At 37.6% G+C, this 16781-nt stretch carries 16 protein-coding genes and 1 pseudogene; 7 read left to right on the top strand and 10 right to left on the bottom strand.

Features of this window, described 5'->3' with window-relative positions; genetic code table 11:
- The first annotated feature begins 221 nt into the window (after window positions 1-221).
- From HCUR_RS10125 to HCUR_RS08360, 3 genes are all read left to right on the top strand, one after another.
- Window positions 222-317 (top strand): transposase, encoded by a 96-nt coding sequence (locus tag HCUR_RS10125; protein ID WP_104206666.1) that lies wholly within the window; start codon window positions 222-224, stop codon window positions 315-317.
- Window positions 318-528: 211 nt separating this feature from the next.
- Window positions 529-675: a hypothetical protein gene (locus tag HCUR_RS08365; RefSeq protein WP_165780674.1), complete on the top strand. Its 147-nt coding sequence runs from the start codon at window positions 529-531 to the stop codon at window positions 673-675.
- On the top strand, window positions 647-799 hold the full coding sequence (locus HCUR_RS08360) for a hypothetical protein (RefSeq protein ID WP_165780602.1): 153 nt from the start codon (window positions 647-649) through the stop codon (window positions 797-799). The genes HCUR_RS08365 and HCUR_RS08360 overlap by 29 nt, the downstream gene beginning before the upstream one ends.
- 2190 nt (window positions 800-2989) lie before the next feature.
- Here HCUR_RS08360 and HCUR_RS02750 read toward each other — a convergent pair.
- The 3 genes from HCUR_RS02750 to rpmI are packed head-to-tail and all read right to left on the bottom strand — an operon-like array spanning window position 2990 to window position 3844.
- Window positions 2990-3226 (bottom strand): DUF2312 domain-containing protein, encoded by a 237-nt coding sequence (locus HCUR_RS02750; protein WP_104206637.1) that lies wholly within the window; start codon window positions 3224-3226, stop codon window positions 2990-2992.
- Window positions 3223-3624, bottom strand: a complete 402-nt coding sequence (rplT, locus tag HCUR_RS02745) for a 50S ribosomal protein L20 (RefSeq protein WP_104206636.1) — start codon at window positions 3622-3624, stop codon at window positions 3223-3225. The genes HCUR_RS02750 and rplT overlap by 4 nt, the downstream gene beginning before the upstream one ends.
- A 13-nt stretch (window positions 3625-3637) precedes the next feature.
- Window positions 3638-3844, bottom strand: coding sequence for a 50S ribosomal protein L35 (rpmI, locus tag HCUR_RS02740; protein WP_104206635.1), 207 nt, complete (start codon window positions 3842-3844; stop codon window positions 3638-3640).
- An 850-nt stretch (window positions 3845-4694) separates the two neighbouring features.
- Between rpmI and HCUR_RS02735 the strand changes: the two genes are divergently transcribed.
- The 3 genes from HCUR_RS02735 to HCUR_RS02725 all read left to right on the top strand — a co-directional run bounded on the left by HCUR_RS02735 (window position 4695) and on the right by HCUR_RS02725 (window position 7719).
- A complete protein-coding gene (locus tag HCUR_RS02735; RefSeq protein WP_165780673.1) occupies window positions 4695-4955 on the top strand; it encodes a hypothetical protein in 261 nt (86 codons plus the stop codon).
- 323 nt (window positions 4956-5278) lie between these two features.
- On the top strand, window positions 5279-6040 hold the full coding sequence (gene sfsA, locus HCUR_RS02730) for a DNA/RNA nuclease SfsA (protein WP_104206633.1): 762 nt from the start codon (window positions 5279-5281) through the stop codon (window positions 6038-6040).
- Window positions 6040-7719 carry a metal ABC transporter solute-binding protein, Zn/Mn family gene (locus HCUR_RS02725; protein WP_104206632.1) on the top strand — a complete coding sequence of 560 codons (1680 nt, stop codon included), beginning with the start codon at window positions 6040-6042 and terminating at the stop codon, window positions 7717-7719. The genes sfsA and HCUR_RS02725 overlap by 1 nt, the downstream gene beginning before the upstream one ends.
- A gap of 183 nt (window positions 7720-7902) precedes the next feature.
- On the opposite strand, the pseudogene HCUR_RS02720 reads toward HCUR_RS02725, so the two are convergent.
- Window positions 7903-8795, bottom strand: a pseudogene (locus HCUR_RS02720) (integrase core domain-containing protein).
- 540 nt (window positions 8796-9335) lie between these two features.
- On the opposite strand from HCUR_RS02720, the gene HCUR_RS09080 reads away from it, so the two are divergent.
- Window positions 9336-9608, top strand: a complete 273-nt coding sequence (locus HCUR_RS09080; protein ID WP_207760884.1) for a transposase — start codon at window positions 9336-9338, stop codon at window positions 9606-9608.
- Window positions 9609-10736: 1128 nt separating this feature from the next.
- On the opposite strand, the gene HCUR_RS02710 is transcribed toward HCUR_RS09080, so the two are convergent.
- The 6 genes from HCUR_RS02710 to HCUR_RS02685 all read right to left on the bottom strand — a co-directional run bounded on the left by HCUR_RS02710 (window position 10737) and on the right by HCUR_RS02685 (window position 16300).
- A complete protein-coding gene (locus HCUR_RS02710; protein WP_129591862.1) occupies window positions 10737-10910 on the bottom strand; it encodes a transposase in 174 nt (57 codons plus the stop codon).
- A gap of 115 nt (window positions 10911-11025) precedes the next feature.
- A complete protein-coding gene (locus HCUR_RS02705) occupies window positions 11026-11382 on the bottom strand; it encodes an IS630 transposase-related protein (protein ID WP_423751889.1) in 357 nt (118 codons plus the stop codon).
- A gap of 193 nt (window positions 11383-11575) precedes the next feature.
- Window positions 11576-12613, bottom strand: coding sequence for a hypothetical protein (locus tag HCUR_RS02700; RefSeq protein ID WP_104206630.1), 1038 nt, complete (start codon window positions 12611-12613; stop codon window positions 11576-11578).
- Between the two features lie 154 nt (window positions 12614-12767).
- The gene (gene ftsZ / locus HCUR_RS02695) at window positions 12768-14258 is read right to left on the bottom strand and encodes a cell division protein FtsZ (protein ID WP_104206629.1); all 1491 of its coding nucleotides are present in this window, start codon (window positions 14256-14258) and stop codon (window positions 12768-12770) included.
- A gap of 25 nt (window positions 14259-14283) precedes the next feature.
- Complete coding sequence (gene ftsA, locus HCUR_RS02690; protein WP_165780672.1) at window positions 14284-15537, bottom strand: cell division protein FtsA; 1254 nt, start codon at window positions 15535-15537, stop codon at window positions 14284-14286.
- On the bottom strand, window positions 15524-16300 hold the full coding sequence (locus HCUR_RS02685) for a cell division protein FtsQ/DivIB (RefSeq protein WP_104206627.1): 777 nt from the start codon (window positions 16298-16300) through the stop codon (window positions 15524-15526). The genes ftsA and HCUR_RS02685 overlap by 14 nt, the downstream gene beginning before the upstream one ends.
- Between the last annotated feature and the right edge of the window lie 481 nt (window positions 16301-16781).

The following is a 16781-nucleotide window of genomic DNA, read 5'->3' as shown; positions in this document are numbered from 1 at the left end:
CCAAAACGCTCCGCTCGCTCTAGATGATCGGCATCAGGATACATCTTGATATCGTGTTCTAGAACCTATATTCATGGATAAAATGAGGGAGTATCGTCAAGTTGAGAGGGAATCAGAATAAGTAATCCAAAGGATTGAATAGATCATGAATAAGAGCTCATTAAAGAGCATTTTGAATAGAGAAAGTATAGTAATAGAATTAACCACGAGAAAAAAAGCCTATTAATGAAGTAGTTTACATAATAAAGAGCGGCTGCCCATGGCAAATGCTTCCTAAAGATTGTCCGCCATGCTCCACTGTACATTCGTTTTATTAAAGCTTCAGGATCAAAAGAATATGGGAAACAATACTAGGCGCACTTGTCAAGATACGTCGAATAAAGGCTGGTGGAAGTGAGCACCCGAGCTATCGCAGCATTATTCACACAGTGTCAAAACTGCTGGGACTTGTAAACAACGCAGCATTCATGGAGAACAAAAACAAAGGGACGTAAACACCATAGTGTTATGGATACACAAGGCACTCTCGTGCACGCTACCGTTCATGACGCTAATCACAATAGGGGGGTACAATATTTTTTAAGAAGCTCTGCAACACTATCCGACACTCAAAGACGTTTTCGTCGATGCCGGGTATGGAAAAACCATGCTAGCGTTTGTGGGAAACGTTCTTAACAAGACAATTGAAATTTCAGAACTCCAGGATGGGCTGCACTCGCCAAAAGATGGGTCGTTAAACGAACTTTGGCTTGGCTCAATCAGTATCCAAGATTGTCTAAAGCGTACGAAATTGATGTAACAGCTCTCGAAAATAGGGTGATGATCACTCATTCTATGCTCTTGTTAAGACAGGTCGCTCATATATAAATACAGGTTATAAGTTCGGTTCTCAGCGCGCACTCCCTCTATAGGCTGCTTACCTATTCTCAAACGTCTACTTAAGTCCTCACTGCTAACCCCTTCTTTCTCAACGCCTAAACCCTTACGAGTAAAATCCTATGAATACGACATCTTTAAAATATTTTTTCTATATTATAACCGTTTTATAATTATTTTTCTATAGTTTTGATTGTTTGATTATTTTTTAGCACTAATAGTGTGATGTGCAAGTTAAATACCTTAATTCATCTTATGAGGGAGGATGTTTTCAAAAATAGTCTCCACTTAATAATTTTGTATTCTTAATAGTTTCGAAATTTTAAAAGAAGATTCTAATGAAAAAAGATGGTCGTGGTTTTTTTATCAGACTTTATAATTTCAAAAAGTATTATATTGCTTTTACAGCAATCTACTAAGGAGTATCTTACAACACCTACAAAGCGTCTTGTACCCATCCATATTAAAACGTTTAGCGATTATTTTATATACCCTTTTAGTATATCAATGCGAGGTACTAGGCAACTTTTAAAGGTCACTGAAGTAGCTATTCTTAAACAACTTTATAGATCTGGCCAGCCATTCATGATGTTTCGCTCAAAACATTCACATAGCAATAGTGTGGCCATTTTCCAACGAATTATTAAGAAAATCCATGCAGAAAAATACACTTTTGTCATCGATAAATGGAGCGAATTCTTCAGCATTTTACCTGAACACGCGTTTCATACTTTGCTAAAAATACGTTAAGATACGTATGCCATGTCACTTATGTACAAAGAAGGTGTATAAAGCGTTTTTTTAAGCAAGCAGCTTAGGTTATTTTAGGATTTCTTTTTCAGAAGTAAGTCCGATGCCTTTATCACAGGATAACGTTCGTGGCTGCTTAAATAACAAAAAATTTCAACCAAAAGAGATTTTGGCAACGTTCAATCAATAATATCAGCGCATAAGAACCGTGTTCGTTGATCGCTGATAATACTATCTTATCGAAAACACACAGTCAAAATAAATCTTATGAATTATCAATATTCTGGGAATATCCATAATGTCATTGTAGGCATTGGCCTGATTAATATACGCTCGCATAGCTTATAAAGTGGTCAATCTATTCTTATTGATTATTGTGTTTACGATAAATCCCTTGATAAAAAAACAAAGGCTAGGTACTCTTAAAGCGATTAGCGCTCATGGTTGGGACCACGAATAACATTGAGAAAAAATCCTATTATAAATCGTGATGTTGGGGTAGAACCATTGGGAGATCTCCAAAGAAGGACTTTTCGGTTCATGTACGTAATTATGGTTGGGTGTTTGTATTCAAGTTTGTAGAAAACAACGGCCAAATTCACTTACGTGGCAACAACCATAAAAAACATAACACGTGCACTAGAAAAACACATCATAGATCCCATGTCTGGCCTGTTGAGGCCTATCATCGTGAGGTCAAACAAACATATGGAATAGCGCGTTGTCAGTGATCCACAGGCTAAGAGGAAAAAAATACAAGTTGCGCATTACAAAAAAAATTATGATGTATCAACAAAATTGATACGTGATTAAAACAGAGATTCAGGAACAGACAAAGCTCTTAACACTTGTAACTGGACAACATAAGTACCAAACTCGTACTAAAAAAGGCATTATTTAGGGTTTACTACTAAGGAAACAAGCAGCGATATTGGTCATCGTCTAGTTCACTTTAAACAAAAAACTAATGCTAAATCGCAGAGTATAAATATGGCTTAATCGTCTCTACTTATTTTATCATTTTTTACAAAATTATCCAGAAAATCTCTTTCATTCTTTTGTTAAATGTAATTCCACTAAAAGCGCTCCTCTGTTGTAATAGAAAACACCAATAAGCATTAATAGAGTATTTTTCCTAGCTTGGATAGAAGAGTAAAGATTTTTTTGGTTCTACCAATTTCTAAAACGCTTTAGTGTATGCAATTTTTTAATTATTACACTATTTTTTTGAGAAACTCGACACAACTTTAACACTTTTTAATTAATGCGGAAGAGTATCCCAAGTATTAATACTTTAAAAATTTTATGGAGTTCTTAAGTGTTCTCAGTTTACAATACGCGTTATGAAAGGCACTCTAGAGCACTAATCTGTAGAGAGGGCATCAATATAAGTTTGAAGAAGCGCTTCTTGCTCCGAAAACTTTTCCGGCTTCATACGACGAATTTGTAACACTTTTTTTATAATTGTTATATCAAAACCTTCTCCTTTGGCATCTGATAACACTTCTTTCATTTCCTCAGCAATATGAACACGCCTCTCTTCAAGCTGCTCTAGTTCTTCAATATACTGCTTAAGCTTTTTACCACTTACTTCTATCATAAACTCGTCCAACCTTCAATGCGTCGATACCCAGGTATTACAGCTTTAACGTGCTCGACTAGTACAGCAAGAGCATTAGGTGCATGAATCGCCATGTCTGCTAAAATTTTACGATTCAGCACCTCTCCTGAGTCCCCCTGTAAGAGGTTTAATCCGTGAACAAAGTCTCCGTAGGTAATGCCATACCCTCGAACTGCGGCATTAATTCTTTGGATCCACAAAGATCTAAAATCTCTCTTTTTGCACCGTCTATCTCGGTACATATACTGTAAAGCCTTTTCTACCCGCTGAAGAGCGATACGAAAGCAAGACTTAGAACGACCTCTGTACCCTTTAGCCATCTTAATAATTTTTTTGTGACGTGCTTTCCCAGTAACACCTCTTTTTACTCTAGTCATAATTTACACCCCTTTAACTAAGCCCATAGGGCAAAAAACTTTTTTTGATTACTTTAGCATCACACGAATCCATAATACACATACCTCGTGCATCCCGCTTCATATCAGTAGGTCTTTTACGCATATTATGTCGCTTCATAGCATGACCACGACGTATCTTTCCACTGGCTGTCAACTTAAAGCGTTTTTTTGCACCACTATGGGTTTTTAGTTTAGTCATTTTTTTTCCGCTTGGTCCCTCGTATTTTTAGATTATATCTAGATTTTATCAATTTTCAATACATACCCGCACTAAGACCGCACGTTTTTAGAATAACAAAAAGGGTTTTTTGGGCTAATTATAGGGATCAGATATATTCAACACATCGCAGTAATTTATATAGCTTTCCCCAGTTATAATCTGATATGATATATTTCTTTTAACGATCTCATTGATGTAGGTTAAAACCATTTATGGAGGTTTAAAATGAAAAAAATTAGCATCATAGATCAGGAATAGGTGGATAAAGTTACAATAAAGCTGAAAAGTATGGTGTATCTGTCAGAAAAGTTGAACCGAAAATACATTTTTTTGATGCATAGAGATTGGATAAAAATTCTAGTATAAGTTGTCCATTGTTTAAAAAAACCACAAGCACTAGATATCGTCATGATATATTTAACCAAAGTAAAAGACACCTAATTTGAGAAGCATAGAGAAAAAAAATACTGTATTTTGGTTTTAGAGCCTGTATTTATGGATGCGCGATCCGCCTTTAACAAGCGTATAGGATTTGAGGGATCATCACCCTATTTTCGACAGCTTCTACAGCCATTTCGTACGCTTTAGACAATCTTGGATAATGCTTGAGCCAAGCCAAGGTTCGTTCAAGAACCCATCTTTTGGAAAATCCAGCCCATCCTAAGGTTCTGAAATTTTAATTGTCTTGTTAAGATCGTTTCTCACAAACGCTAGCATGGGTTTTTCATACCCGGCATCGACGAAACCGTTTTTGAGTGTCGGATAGTGTTGCAGAGCTTCTTAAAAAATATTGTACCCCCTTATTGTGATTAGCGTCATAAACAGTACCATGCACGAGATTACCTTGTGTATCCATAGCACGATGGCGTTTACGTCCCTTTTTTTCCCCCCCGTCAATGCCGCGTTGTTCACAAGCCCGGGTAGTTTTGACACTGTGTGGATCAATCCTGCGATCGCTCGGATTTTTACTTTCACCAATAACGAGTGTAGCGTGGAGTATGGCGGAAAATCTTTAGGAAGCATTCGCCATGGGCAGCTAAAATCTCGATTAATTCTATTACCTACTTGTCCCATTCAAAATGACCCTTAATGAGCCCTTATTCATGATCTGTTAAATCCCTTGGATCACGCGTTCTTATTATCTCCAAGCTTGACTATACTCCCTCCTTTTATCCATGAATACAGGTCTTTAGTCTTCAGATCTAAACCCTATTCAGCCAAAGTGGGAGAAGGCTAAAATAAAGCACCGGAAAAGTCTATCATTGATTCATGATTTCAAGAATTAATATTTATAATCTTTTTACTTGTTCAACACTATAACCGGTAATGCTCATTTAAAAAAAATGAAAAAAGTAGGTGAAATTTTTTAGTGATTAGGGTATACTTAGGGTAAAGATATCGCTGTAAAAGGTAATGAAGTTTTGGGCCCCTCTTCAAAGAGGCACGATAATACGTCGATATAAGCGTTTTTTTGTGGATATAGAATTAGAAAATGGGTCCTGTGTTACTGCGCATTGTGTTAATACTGGTGCTATGATGGGGTTGGCGCAACCAGGTTCTATAGCGTGGGTATGTCCTAAAAAGCCCCAATCTACTGGAAAACTTCCTTTCGTCTGGATGATGGAAGAAGTTCAGGAGGAAAAGGAAACAATTTTAGTGGGGACCAATACTACAATACCCAGCGCGCTTGTTAAAGAAGCGTTGATGGAGCGTCAATTTCCTCAATGGTCTTGCATGAAAACACTTCAAAGCGAACCTCGATTAGGAGCATCGCGGTTAGATTTTCTTCTAACATTGGGGGATCTTTCCCTCTTATGGATTGAAGTCAAAAATGTCCATTTAAGTCACCAAAGCATCGCTCTCTTTCCAGACTGTGTTACGCAGCGTGGAACAAAACATTTAAATATCCTCACAGAACTTGCACACCAAGGGAAGCGTACTGCAATGATCTACGTTGTACAACGTAACGATTGTTCTGGCTTCCAAGTTGCGGGATGTCTTGATTCAGATTACGGGAAAGCCTTTGAAAAAGCCCAGCAAGCAGGCGTAATAATGTGGGCTTATGGATGTGTATTATCTCTTGACACTATTGTGCTTCAGCCTACACCTTTAAAAATTCAAGGTGTTCGTTGGGCGCCTTTGAAAAAATTTTTTAACTTTGAAAAAGGATCATAATGTACACGATATATACCTTATTAGAATCGTTCTTCATACATCCTTTTTTGCAACGCGCAGCACTTTTATGTGTTTTATCTTCAGTGCTGTGTGCACTGATGGGAGCAATATTAATGTCTGGACGCACGACATTTTTAGGAGACGCACTTTCTCACGGAATGTTGCCAGGGATAACTTTGGGAATACGTATGGGAGGACCTTGGTGGACCGTAAGCTTTATGGGGGCAGTATCAGGTATTATTCTTACCAGCATTGCGCTATGGACTTCGCGACACAGAGCGTTAGACATGAACAGCAGTATTGCCGGCGTTTATTTAGTTGCCATTGCGATCAGTATGTTTTGGGGAGGAAGCGAGGAAATTATGCACGCATTTTTTGGTTCTATTTTAACCATTCCTCAAAGCTATGTTTATGTTTTGGCGGCCTGTACTTTTGGTTCTAGCATATTTTGTTACTTTTTTCTGAAAGACTTGAGAGCGTACAGTTTTGATGCGGATTTTGCTTGCAGAGCCTATCCAAAAATGCTTTGGATTTATCGGGGATGGATTGGATTGTTTGTCCTCAATGCAGCAGTTCAGTTTCAAGGGATGGGTGCTTTAGTGGTTCTTGGACTTACAATTTTACCTTTCTTAAGTTTTTATGTTTTGGAAACGCATCTTAGACATATTCTTTGGAAATCCATCCTCTGGAATATCTGTGCTACGGTACTTTCATTAGTTTTGTCTTGTCAGAAAGATTGGCCTTACGGTCCGACTCTGATCCTTATTTTAGGTGCGGGATATGGAGGAGCATTAGTCTATAGCCGTATTAACTTTTCCTATTTGTGGCGAGGAATACTGTTATTTGGAATGATCCCAATGCTTTATGCACAGCGCTCTCAGGTGGTAACTTCTTCTCGATTATTAAAACATATTGTAGAAATTTTATTGCCAAAAAGTTTTATAGTAGAGACCCTTTCAGAGAATAATCATTTTCATCATGTATCTTACAGTGCCCGAAATTTAATAAAATTAACCCAAACAGATCTGATTATTATTCATGGAACAGGAATTGATATGTACTGGCTTCCTATTCTACAATCCTTAGAAGTTAAGGCCAGAGTCTTAGTTCTGTCTCAAGAAATTACATTCAAAAATTTTCAAGAAGGGCATGACAATTTAATTTTAGATGGCCATCTATGGCATGATCCTGGGTATGTCATTCAGTATGTTAAAAGTATTGAGAATATTCTTCTTTCACTGTATCCCAAATGGGCTCATCCAATTCGGTCTGCAGCGCATGCTTATGTTCAGAATCTTCTAAGATTGGATCAATGGATTAAGAAACAATGGTTTGGACGAAAAAAAGGAGCTGGGCTAGTGGCCCACGATGGTATGACTCATTACCAAAATCGCTACGCAATCACTTTGTATCCTGTTCCTGAGATCCGTCATCATCAAGGAAAGTATCTAAAAAATTTAATGCAACGAAATATTTGTGCTGTTTTTCCAGAACAAGGCCATAACTCTCATACACTTCATCAATGGGCTGCAGACTTAAATATAAAATTAGAAGACCCACTGTGTATTGATGATCTAGCGTTAGGAGAAACTTACGTGGGGATGATGAGAAAAAATACTAAAATTTTATGTCAGGGGCTTACATTGAATATCAAGAAAAAGATCTCCAGTAATAAATAGATATTTAACCCTAGCTAGAATCTGGATATATCATCATTTAGCTTGAAGATGGGATTTAAAAGAATTGAAGTAACGCTTTATATCAGTCTGTACATTGAGTAATGTTCCGCTTAATCTATCGTTTTATAGCAGCCTAGAATTTCTCAATAAAGTTCAGGTCAGGCGAATATTCCCGTAAGAACACTAGATGTTTAGTCCCGCCAAGAAATGGTTAGGATTAATTGTAAAATATTTTGGATGAATTGTCCACTGATTTAGAATAAATTGCCAAGGAGTTTTGCCTTTGATGGCTTTAAGTCGTTTAGCGAAGGTATAAGCCATTAGATAGGCATGCAGATGCTGTTTCAGCTCATCATGAGATGCATAATGGAAATTGTTTACAGTTGCCTCTTTAAGCGTTCTGTTCATTCGTTCTACCTGCCCATTAGTCCAAGGATGCTTGATCTTAGTCTTTCTATGCTCTATCTGATGCTCATTGCAAACACGCTCAACTATATGAGTAAAAGCATTTTTATGATGATCATGATTGGTAACGTAAAAACTCTGCGGCAATCATCTTAGTCTGGCTTTTATGGAGCTCTGCATAGGCAAATTTTGATGTTGTATCTATTGCTACGTATAAATATAACTTAACCTTCAGCTGTCCTTACTTCTGCTATATCTATATGCAAGTAACCCATAGGATAGTGTTTAAATTTCTTTTTGTCAGCAGAGGTAAATCTTTCTTTTTTAGGCAAAACAGAGCAGCCATGACGCTTTAAGCAACGATGAAGGGTTGATCGACTTAAATGTGGAATAGTTTCTTGTAAGCTATACAAAACATCATCAAGAGGCAATGGTGTAAGCGGTCTGAAAGCCACACTCGCCTCTTCTTCTGTCTCTGATAGAACTGTAGATTTTATCTTTTTAGGTCCCATGGGAAGGTCTTTCGTATCTTCTCTTTTTCTCCACTTGAGGATTGTTTTTGGGTTAATATTAAATCTTTTAGCCGCTTTTCCTATGCTCTCTTTACTATCACGGATCTCTCTACGGATTGCCTCCGTTGTTCTGGCATTTGCGTGTAATACTTGTCCCATAAGCTTTTTCTCCATGCATTATTATCTTCATAATATATACCATAACTCTCTGGGATCAAACAATTAGACTGTGTCGACATTTATAATTAAGTGTTGTACGATTAAGGATTGCAAGGAATACGAGACGACCAATGGGAACAAATAAAAGAAAGTTTTCCTGGGAAAGAAAAGGATTCAGGACGCACTGCTAACGATATAGATTACCCACAAGGGTGCAGTGTGGCGTGCATTGCCAAAAATCTTACAGGAAATGATCAAGGGTTCACAAACGATTGATACGATGGTCCAAAGTCGGTGTGTGGCAAATAGATGCTGATACGGCATAAATCATGATTGATTCCACAATGATTCGCGCCCATCAACACGCCGTGGGCGTCAGAAAAAAAATAGGGTCAAATGGTACACAAGAACAAACGCTGAGGCGCTCAGCAGGCGATTTTAGCACGCAGATCCACGCTGCCATGAGATGCTTTAGGAACCCCCATCAGATTCATTCTATCGTATGGTCAGTACTCTGACCATACAAAAGCCCTTGATTTAATGAAGAATTTTGACTTTAAAACGCTATTGGCGGATAAAAGTTACGATGCCGATGACATTGTTCATTATGCTGGCAGCAACAAAGCCATCATCCCCCCACCTCCACGATCCATGCAAAAGAACCTCAGAGAATTTGACGCAGGGCTTTATAAAGAACACAATCTAGTCGAGCAAATGTTCAACAAGTTAACCTATTTCATGCGCATTGCACCTAGAGATGAAACACTTGTACACGCTTTCCTTCCTTCGTTCATTTTACTGCATCACTTATAATTCTAAAGTAAACTTAAATGTCGACACGCCCTAACTCAAAGCCAAGCGATTCCATCAATTTTTTTGTCTTATAAGCGTTATAGAATGAGGCATGCTCCATAATCAGGCTGGGTTAGCGCTTTAACTAAATACTGTTCTCTTCAATGATTAAAAAGATCTATATTACAAGAATCATTAAAACTCCTAGCAAGAACAGATTGATTATTTCAGCGATACTATAGATTCTTTTGGAATATGTACTACGATTTTTACCAATCAGCATTTTATTTCTTTTACTCCATTTTTTTTCTTTAAAAACGTCATCTCTATACCACTCTCGTCACTCTATACAAGAATTTCAGGCACTATATCGTTGATTCTTTCTTCATACACCTCCCCAAAAGTAAAGAATTTTATAGATAAAATCTCACTTTTTAAGTTTTTTATAGACAAAAGCAATACGTGCGTTAAATAATCTAGGGATCCCTTGCTCATGTTTTACATTCTTTATGTTCAACATACATTTTTAGTAGATTTAGATCTATAGTTTCTTTGTTTCTTCAACTATTGTTACACTTTTTTTTGACGATTACCTAATTTTGTGTATACTCTTCTTCTTTCTTTTAAGTCTAGACTAGATTTTCTTTTTGCCACCTCTACTGTATTTTTTTTATTCCCTTACAATTATGACAAATTTCATCTCATTTTCAAGCTAAATTACTGTAGTATAAAAGCTACTACCGATACTGATATCTCACGGTGTATAAAAGTTGCATAGAAAACCCAGATTACCCAAAAAGAAGACTAAGAAAAAAAAATTTTAACAAAAGAGAATAACAAGACAAACCAAAAAGTTTCTAACAAGAGAGTAACGAATGAAAATCTCATAGATATACTTAGATAATGCAATATCTAAAACATACAGAAAAAAAAGACAAAGATTCGGCTTCATATTAAATGTAATTTTTGCTCTTTACAATACCGAGTTAGTATAATAATTAAGTATGTAATAGGTCTAATATGTGTATTGACTATTTTCGTCTAAAAATTATTACTTTTTAGCATATAGAACATTAACTATAGAATGATTATAGACAATAGCACGTCAGTTGAACAATGTGTAGAACGTCGTATCTGTTTAGCGTAAGCCTATTTTTTCTTAATGTAATTAAGATCATGAGAATAAGAAGACCGGTAAAGTAAAGTATGACCAACATCCTTAATTATTTGTTTCATAGGTTTACCTTTATGAAAATTAGCGTTATCCATGAGAATACTACGGTTTTCTGGGATAGTGGTTAAAACATTTCTTCTACCCAACAAGTCAATACCTCTACAGAATCAGTAAACAATCTAATCGCCCCTAAAGCAGAGCCTACTAAAGCGCTTATGCCGTTTGTTTTACCTCAATTCTGTTTTCCGTAACAACGCTGCCTTTTTAGAGAATACCCGTGAGTTCTTGGCATATGATGCGCGACTCTAGGTTCATCAATGGAAGCACTCTATTTCCTTTGCTTTTTAATTCATCACACGTTTGGCACAATACAGATCTTTTTTCTGGATCCTTCTTTGGATGATTTAAGGTTTTTTTATAGCTTTCACCAAGACGTCTTAGAGCTTTCAAAATCCCAACAGCGCTAACGCCAAAGCGCTCTGCTCGCTCTCGCTGATAAGCATTAGGATACATCTTGATATCGTGTTCTAAACGTTCCATATCAATTTTTCTGGCTGGCTTATAGCGAACCAATCTCGGTTCTAAACGCTTACTCCATCTATAGACTGTTTGCTTACCGATTCAAAAACGTCTACCAGACTCCTCATAGCTCAACTCTTCGTTCTTCTTAATTTCTAAAACTTTACGACGAAAATCTAATAAATACGATATCTTTAAATATTTTTTATTTTTTTCTATTATAACGCTTCTATCGTTATTTAGTCATACTTTCTATAAAAACAATCTCATAAAGTATAAAAATAATGCAACGTTATCATTTGAGAATTATAAGCTCTGGACCAAACAGGCTCTGAACACGGTCTATTTCTTGAGAAGTAACGTTTGATTCAGAAATATCTAATATTTTGAGCTTGGGAAGAAAAAACTTCTCAATTCCTCTGAGACTTGTAATCCCTGAAGTTAATTTCAAGTACACTAAATTAGACAATCTTAAAGAGGGAAAATAAGACAAATCGTTTATTTCTTTACTACCACCTTTTCCTAAAAACTCCGCCACGTGTTTGGAATGACTTTGAAGGTTGCAATATAGATAAAGTACTTTCACGTGAGAAAAATCTATATCCTTTAATTCTGCTAGTGCGGTATCAGATAATAGGCAATTTAATTCAACACACTTTAAAGAGACTAAAGAAATATGAGTCAATCCTTTAAAACTTTCAATATCCATATTTCTGAATGTTAACTTTTCAAGTTTTGGTGATAAATAAGAAATACCTTCAAAATTTTTTAATTCTACATGACGAGAGACAAAAATTTCTTTAAGGTTGGGCGTTTTCCATGTTCTAAAAGAAGTGAAATTTTTAATATTAACATTAACGATCGACAACTGCTCTAAGCGAGGCAAAAAAATCAAGGGGATGGAATCTGAGAATTTTGGAGGCTCAAAAGATTTCAATGTTAAGCTTACAATCCCTCGAGTCGAAGGTAATTTTAGTACACCCCAAGAACTTAATTCTAGTCCGTCAAGCACCAAATGTTTTAGACGGGGTGCTTTGAGTTCAAGAAACCAGTTAATATTTTTTAGCCCTGACAGCGTTAGCTCGTCCAACGCATCAAATTTTTTTATTTCTTTAAATACGGATAAGAATGCGGAGATATTATCTTCATGAAGAAATAAACGCTGTAAACCGTTTAAAGGAACAGGTATGGTTAAATTTTCATGAGAAGTAGGCATTACTGTAGGAGAGGGATCAGAACTAATTTTCGAGAAAGAGAAGCCCGTTACTGAATACGCATTAAAACAAATAAAAAAAATAGTTCTTATTCCTCTACCATATTTTAAACACTTCATAACACTTACTCTTTCTTTAACAATCGAAATTCATCATATCGTATATATAATAAATGTCAAGGGGCGCAAAAATCAGCTTTACAGTGCTTTGAGTACCCAATGAAAATATAGAGAAACAGGCTAGTAGAGAGTAAACTGTTTTTAATCAGTGGCCTTAATACTTATCTGATTTATTCCCCTTACCAGCTTTGCGGAGAAATGCTGGTATCGTCAAATCTTCTGTGTCTTGCTGGTCTCCATGAGAATCTATGTTTTCCTTTACGTAGGGGATGCGTTCTTCCACGCGACGCGAAAAAAATTTCTTTAATCTCGAAACACGTTTCTCCGGAGGACTATCTTTAAGAGAAAATTCTTGCCCGGAACCATAGCCTTCCTCTGTTCCATCTTCACGAAGACTAGAAAATGAAGAAAATCGCTCGGATTCAAAACTAAAATCTCCATGACGTCTTCCTAAAGCAGGAATATCCGCTAATTTTTGATCAAAAAAATCCTCTATGGAAGATGCTAGCTCTGGTTCAAGATGATCTAAGGGGGAAGAACCTGTTTTTTCCTCTGCTGAAAGCACTTCAGTTAAATGGGATGCTTCAATCTTTGGGCTTGCAGCCTCCACACGCTTTATTCCTGTAGCCACTACAGAGATTTGAAGCTCTCCTTTGGGAATTGTGTTGTCGAAAGTAGCGCCAAAAATTATGTTGGAAGGCTGAGGACGATCTGAAGCGTCGTCTTCGATTTGAGACCGAATAAAATGTAAGGCTCCATCAATTTCCGTTAACGTCATATCTTCACCACCGGAGACCTGAACCATGGCAGCTTTTGCGCGACGAATATGTTCTGTTTCCAACAAGAAACAAGAAATTGCAGCCTCCGCAGCCCGCATAGCGCGATCTTCCCCTCCTGCCCGCCCGGTGCCCATCATAGCATCGCCTTTTTCCTCCTCTGCACCATCTGCGTCTCTTAAAATAGCCACAATATCTGCAAAATCTAAATTCACCAATCCTGGTTTTTCCATAAGACTGATAAACATGTCTACCCCGTCTCTTAGAACTTTGTCTGCCCAAGCAAACGCTTGGATAAAAGATGTTTCTACCCCCGCCAATCGAAAAAGTTTTTGATTAGGCAATACTAAAAGCGTATCCACACTCTCTCTTAACTTGATAATCCCTTCTTCTGCCACACTCATCCTGCGATGACCTTCAAAAAAGAACGGCTTTGTCACCACAGCAACCGTTAATATTCCGCGATCTTTTGCTGCTTTTGCTAAAATAGGGGCAGCTCCTGTTCCAGTACCTCCCCCCATACCTGCCGTTACAAACAACATATCTACTCCATCTAAGCGTTCAATGACCGTCTCTAAACTGACTTCTGCTGCAATGCGACCAATTTCCGGACGGGCCCCAGCTCCCAACCCTTTTGTGACCTCAAACCCTAGCTGAATACGGTTTTCCGGAGAACATAATGAACTACTTAACGCTTGCTGATCAGTATTGCAGGAAAGAAACTCCACACCAAGATGACGATCTTGGACCTCTCCGGTATACTCCAGCTTCTTTTCTCGAAGCATAGAGTTTACCGCGTTTCCGCCTGCGCCCCCAATTCCCATAACAACAATTTGAGGACCAAATTTTTTTTTCTCAAATATTTCCACGATCTTTCCTCTCCTTTTTATAAAGCTAATTCTCTTTTTTAAACAACGTATTTAATCGACTCCAAAAAGACTTAGAGCGATAATTTGGAATAAATGAAGACAGCGCAGAACATTGAAAATCATTAAAAGCGTCTTGATAAAAAAATGTTCCACTGACTGCAGAAAATTCACCACACACTCGAGGTGCCTGTTTTAGTGGATAAGATTTTGCGATGCGTACAGGACGCTCTAGAACCTGAGCCACAAGCTCGCGCATGCCCGGCAATTGACTGCCTCCCCCTGTAAGAACAATACGTTGACAGGAAAAAGGCTGAGTTGCACATACTTCATCCATTTTCATTTTCATCATACGGCAAATTTCTTCCGAACGCGCCTGAATAATATTTATAAGAAAGGAACGGGCGATATGTCCCATGGTATCTCCTCCTCCCAAAGATGCCACCGGGATCATTTCTTTATGATCACTGGATGTGGGAAGTGCCGCACCATACAAAACTTTAATGCGCTCGGCATGCTGAATAGGGGTCTCACATCCCCGCGCAATATCTTGTGTAATATGGTCTCCTCCTAATTTAACTGTTTTGGATCCCACCAAGCGTCCCTGAAAAAAAAAGCCCATTCCGGTAGATTGAGCTCCCATGTCAATAATGGTGGCGCCCAATTCTTGCTCGTCTGAGGTTAAACAAGCAAGACCACTGCTATAGAGTCCTAATAATAACCCAGAGAGCTGGATTTGACATCGCTTTAAGCATTCTACCAGGGTATTAAAGCGTCCCTTGTGCACCCAAACAACGTGACAATAGCACATCAAATTTACCCCCGACATTCCCCGAGGATCCTTGATACGATCTTGATCGTCCACACAAAACTCTAAAGGAATAAAGTGTAAGGGGAAATAATCTTGATGCCGAGATAAAAATCTTCCCCACAACTGATCTAATAATTTTTGAGTAACGACCCCTTCATAGATAGAAGATTTCAACACATGATAGTCGGAGTAAAAAAAGTGACCATTTAAAGTAACCACTGCCTGATGAATTTGTACGTTGGACTGACGTTCTGCTTCGTAAATAGCAGCAGTAATTTGAGACTCTAGGGCTCCTACATCTACCAAATTTCCCCCTTCAATGCCTCGCGCCGCTGCGTGTCCCGCTCCAATAATTTTAACTTCTTCTTCGCGCTCCCAAACTCCCGTCCAACAACAAAACTTGCTAGATCCAAGATCAATTCCAGTAGCAAAACGGCCTGTCAACAAACTGGGCATATTAAACTTCTTCATTTTTTTCCTTTTTATCCCGCTGTTCTTTATTCGGCAAAGGACCATTCTTGTCGAATTCCATCAGTACTGAATCCCCAGATCTTAGATCAATAACTTTAACATTTTTGGGGATTTTGTGACGTAATGCTAAGAATCGCTGCAAACCAAACGTTACTTCACCTTCTGGAAGTTTTACACATAGTGTATGGTCAACATACACATCCCAACGTCCAGAGCGTAAGAATACCGCCCGATGAATGGTCTTAATGTGCAATAAAGATAACGCTCTTTGTAAATCCAGCACATTGGACGGGGCGTTGGCTCCCATAATTTTTAAAAGTTTATTCCATTTTACAGTATCTTTTGGATTAAGAGCTACAATAATTGTTCCCTCTTTATCAATGAGATACTGTTTTTGCTCTGGACCTATCCACACTGCAATCGGGTCTTTCTCACACAAACGGATATACACACGATTCGGTAGGATACGCTCAATAACTGCAGACCTCACCCAGGGCATACGTTCTATTGTATTCAATATTTTTGGCAAATCCAAGCTGAAGAGAGACTTTTGGGGAATTAAATTTAACGCACGTTTTATACCTGAAAGATCTGTACGCTTTCTTCCTTCTACAAAAATTTCCTGTACTGAAAATCCTACACAGCATAGAAGGCGATGAAGAGAACTAGGAAAATACACTGTATAGAGTACACTTCCCATCCCAATTACAAAAAATAACGTAGTTTTTAACGCAAAAGGTAACCACTGATAGTATTGGAACACGTAACATTTAAATAAACAATAAGTCTTCTTAAAGCATGCCACTTTATTACAAATTATACAAGAGTTCTTTAAAAAAATCTGAATCTTCCTTTAAAAAATTATTGAAGGACTCAATTATAATCCTATTTTTCCTCCTAAATTCTTTGATAAGGCTTTCTTGAACGGTTCTAGATTTTTAGCTGACGAAAATAGTTAACAAGTCAAATTTTGGGAATACAATAAGTATATTTCCATTATTTACACGATGACTCAATCTTTGTTCTGAGATATTTATGGATGAGCAATCCGCCTTAACAAGCGCATAGAATGCGCGATCATCGCTCTATTTTCTGCTACAGCCATTTCGTACGCTTTAGACAATCTTAGATAATGATTGAGCCAAGCCAAGGTTCGTTCAACGACTCATCTTTTGGCAAATACCGCCCATCCTGGGGTTCTGAAATTTCAATTGTCTTGTTAAGACCGTTTCTCACAAACGCTA

This window comes from Holospora curviuscula, assembly GCF_002930195.1.
In the GTDB taxonomy this organism is placed as follows: Bacteria; Pseudomonadota; Alphaproteobacteria; order Holosporales; family Holosporaceae; genus Holospora; species Holospora curviuscula.
The sequence above is the reverse complement of the archived record's forward strand: the minus strand, read 5'-3'. Positions and strand labels throughout refer to the sequence as shown.

Excerpts from the sequence above, each read along its gene's own strand:
- ftsA (WP_165780672.1), bottom strand. The coding sequence starts at position 15,537 with ATGAAGAAGTTTAATATGCCCAGTTTGTTGACAGGCCGTTTTGCTACT.
- HCUR_RS08360 (WP_165780602.1), top strand. The coding sequence starts at position 647 with ATGCTAGCGTTTGTGGGAAACGTTCTTAACAAGACAATTGAAATTTCA.
- sfsA (WP_104206633.1), top strand. The coding sequence starts at position 5,279 with ATGAAGTTTTGGGCCCCTCTTCAAAGAGGCACGATAATACGTCGATAT.
- HCUR_RS02725 (WP_104206632.1), top strand. The coding sequence starts at position 6,040 with ATGTACACGATATATACCTTATTAGAATCGTTCTTCATACATCCTTTT.
- HCUR_RS09080 (WP_207760884.1), top strand. The coding sequence starts at position 9,336 with ATGAAGAATTTTGACTTTAAAACGCTATTGGCGGATAAAAGTTACGAT.
- rplT (WP_104206636.1), bottom strand. The coding sequence starts at position 3,624 with ATGACTAGAGTAAAAAGAGGTGTTACTGGGAAAGCACGTCACAAAAAA.
- HCUR_RS02700 (WP_104206630.1), bottom strand. The coding sequence starts at position 12,613 with ATGAAGTGTTTAAAATATGGTAGAGGAATAAGAACTATTTTTTTTATT.
- rpmI (WP_104206635.1), bottom strand. The coding sequence starts at position 3,844 with ATGACTAAACTAAAAACCCATAGTGGTGCAAAAAAACGCTTTAAGTTG.
- HCUR_RS02735 (WP_165780673.1), top strand. The coding sequence starts at position 4,695 with ATGCACGAGATTACCTTGTGTATCCATAGCACGATGGCGTTTACGTCC.
- HCUR_RS02750 (WP_104206637.1), bottom strand. The coding sequence starts at position 3,226 with ATGATAGAAGTAAGTGGTAAAAAGCTTAAGCAGTATATTGAAGAACTA.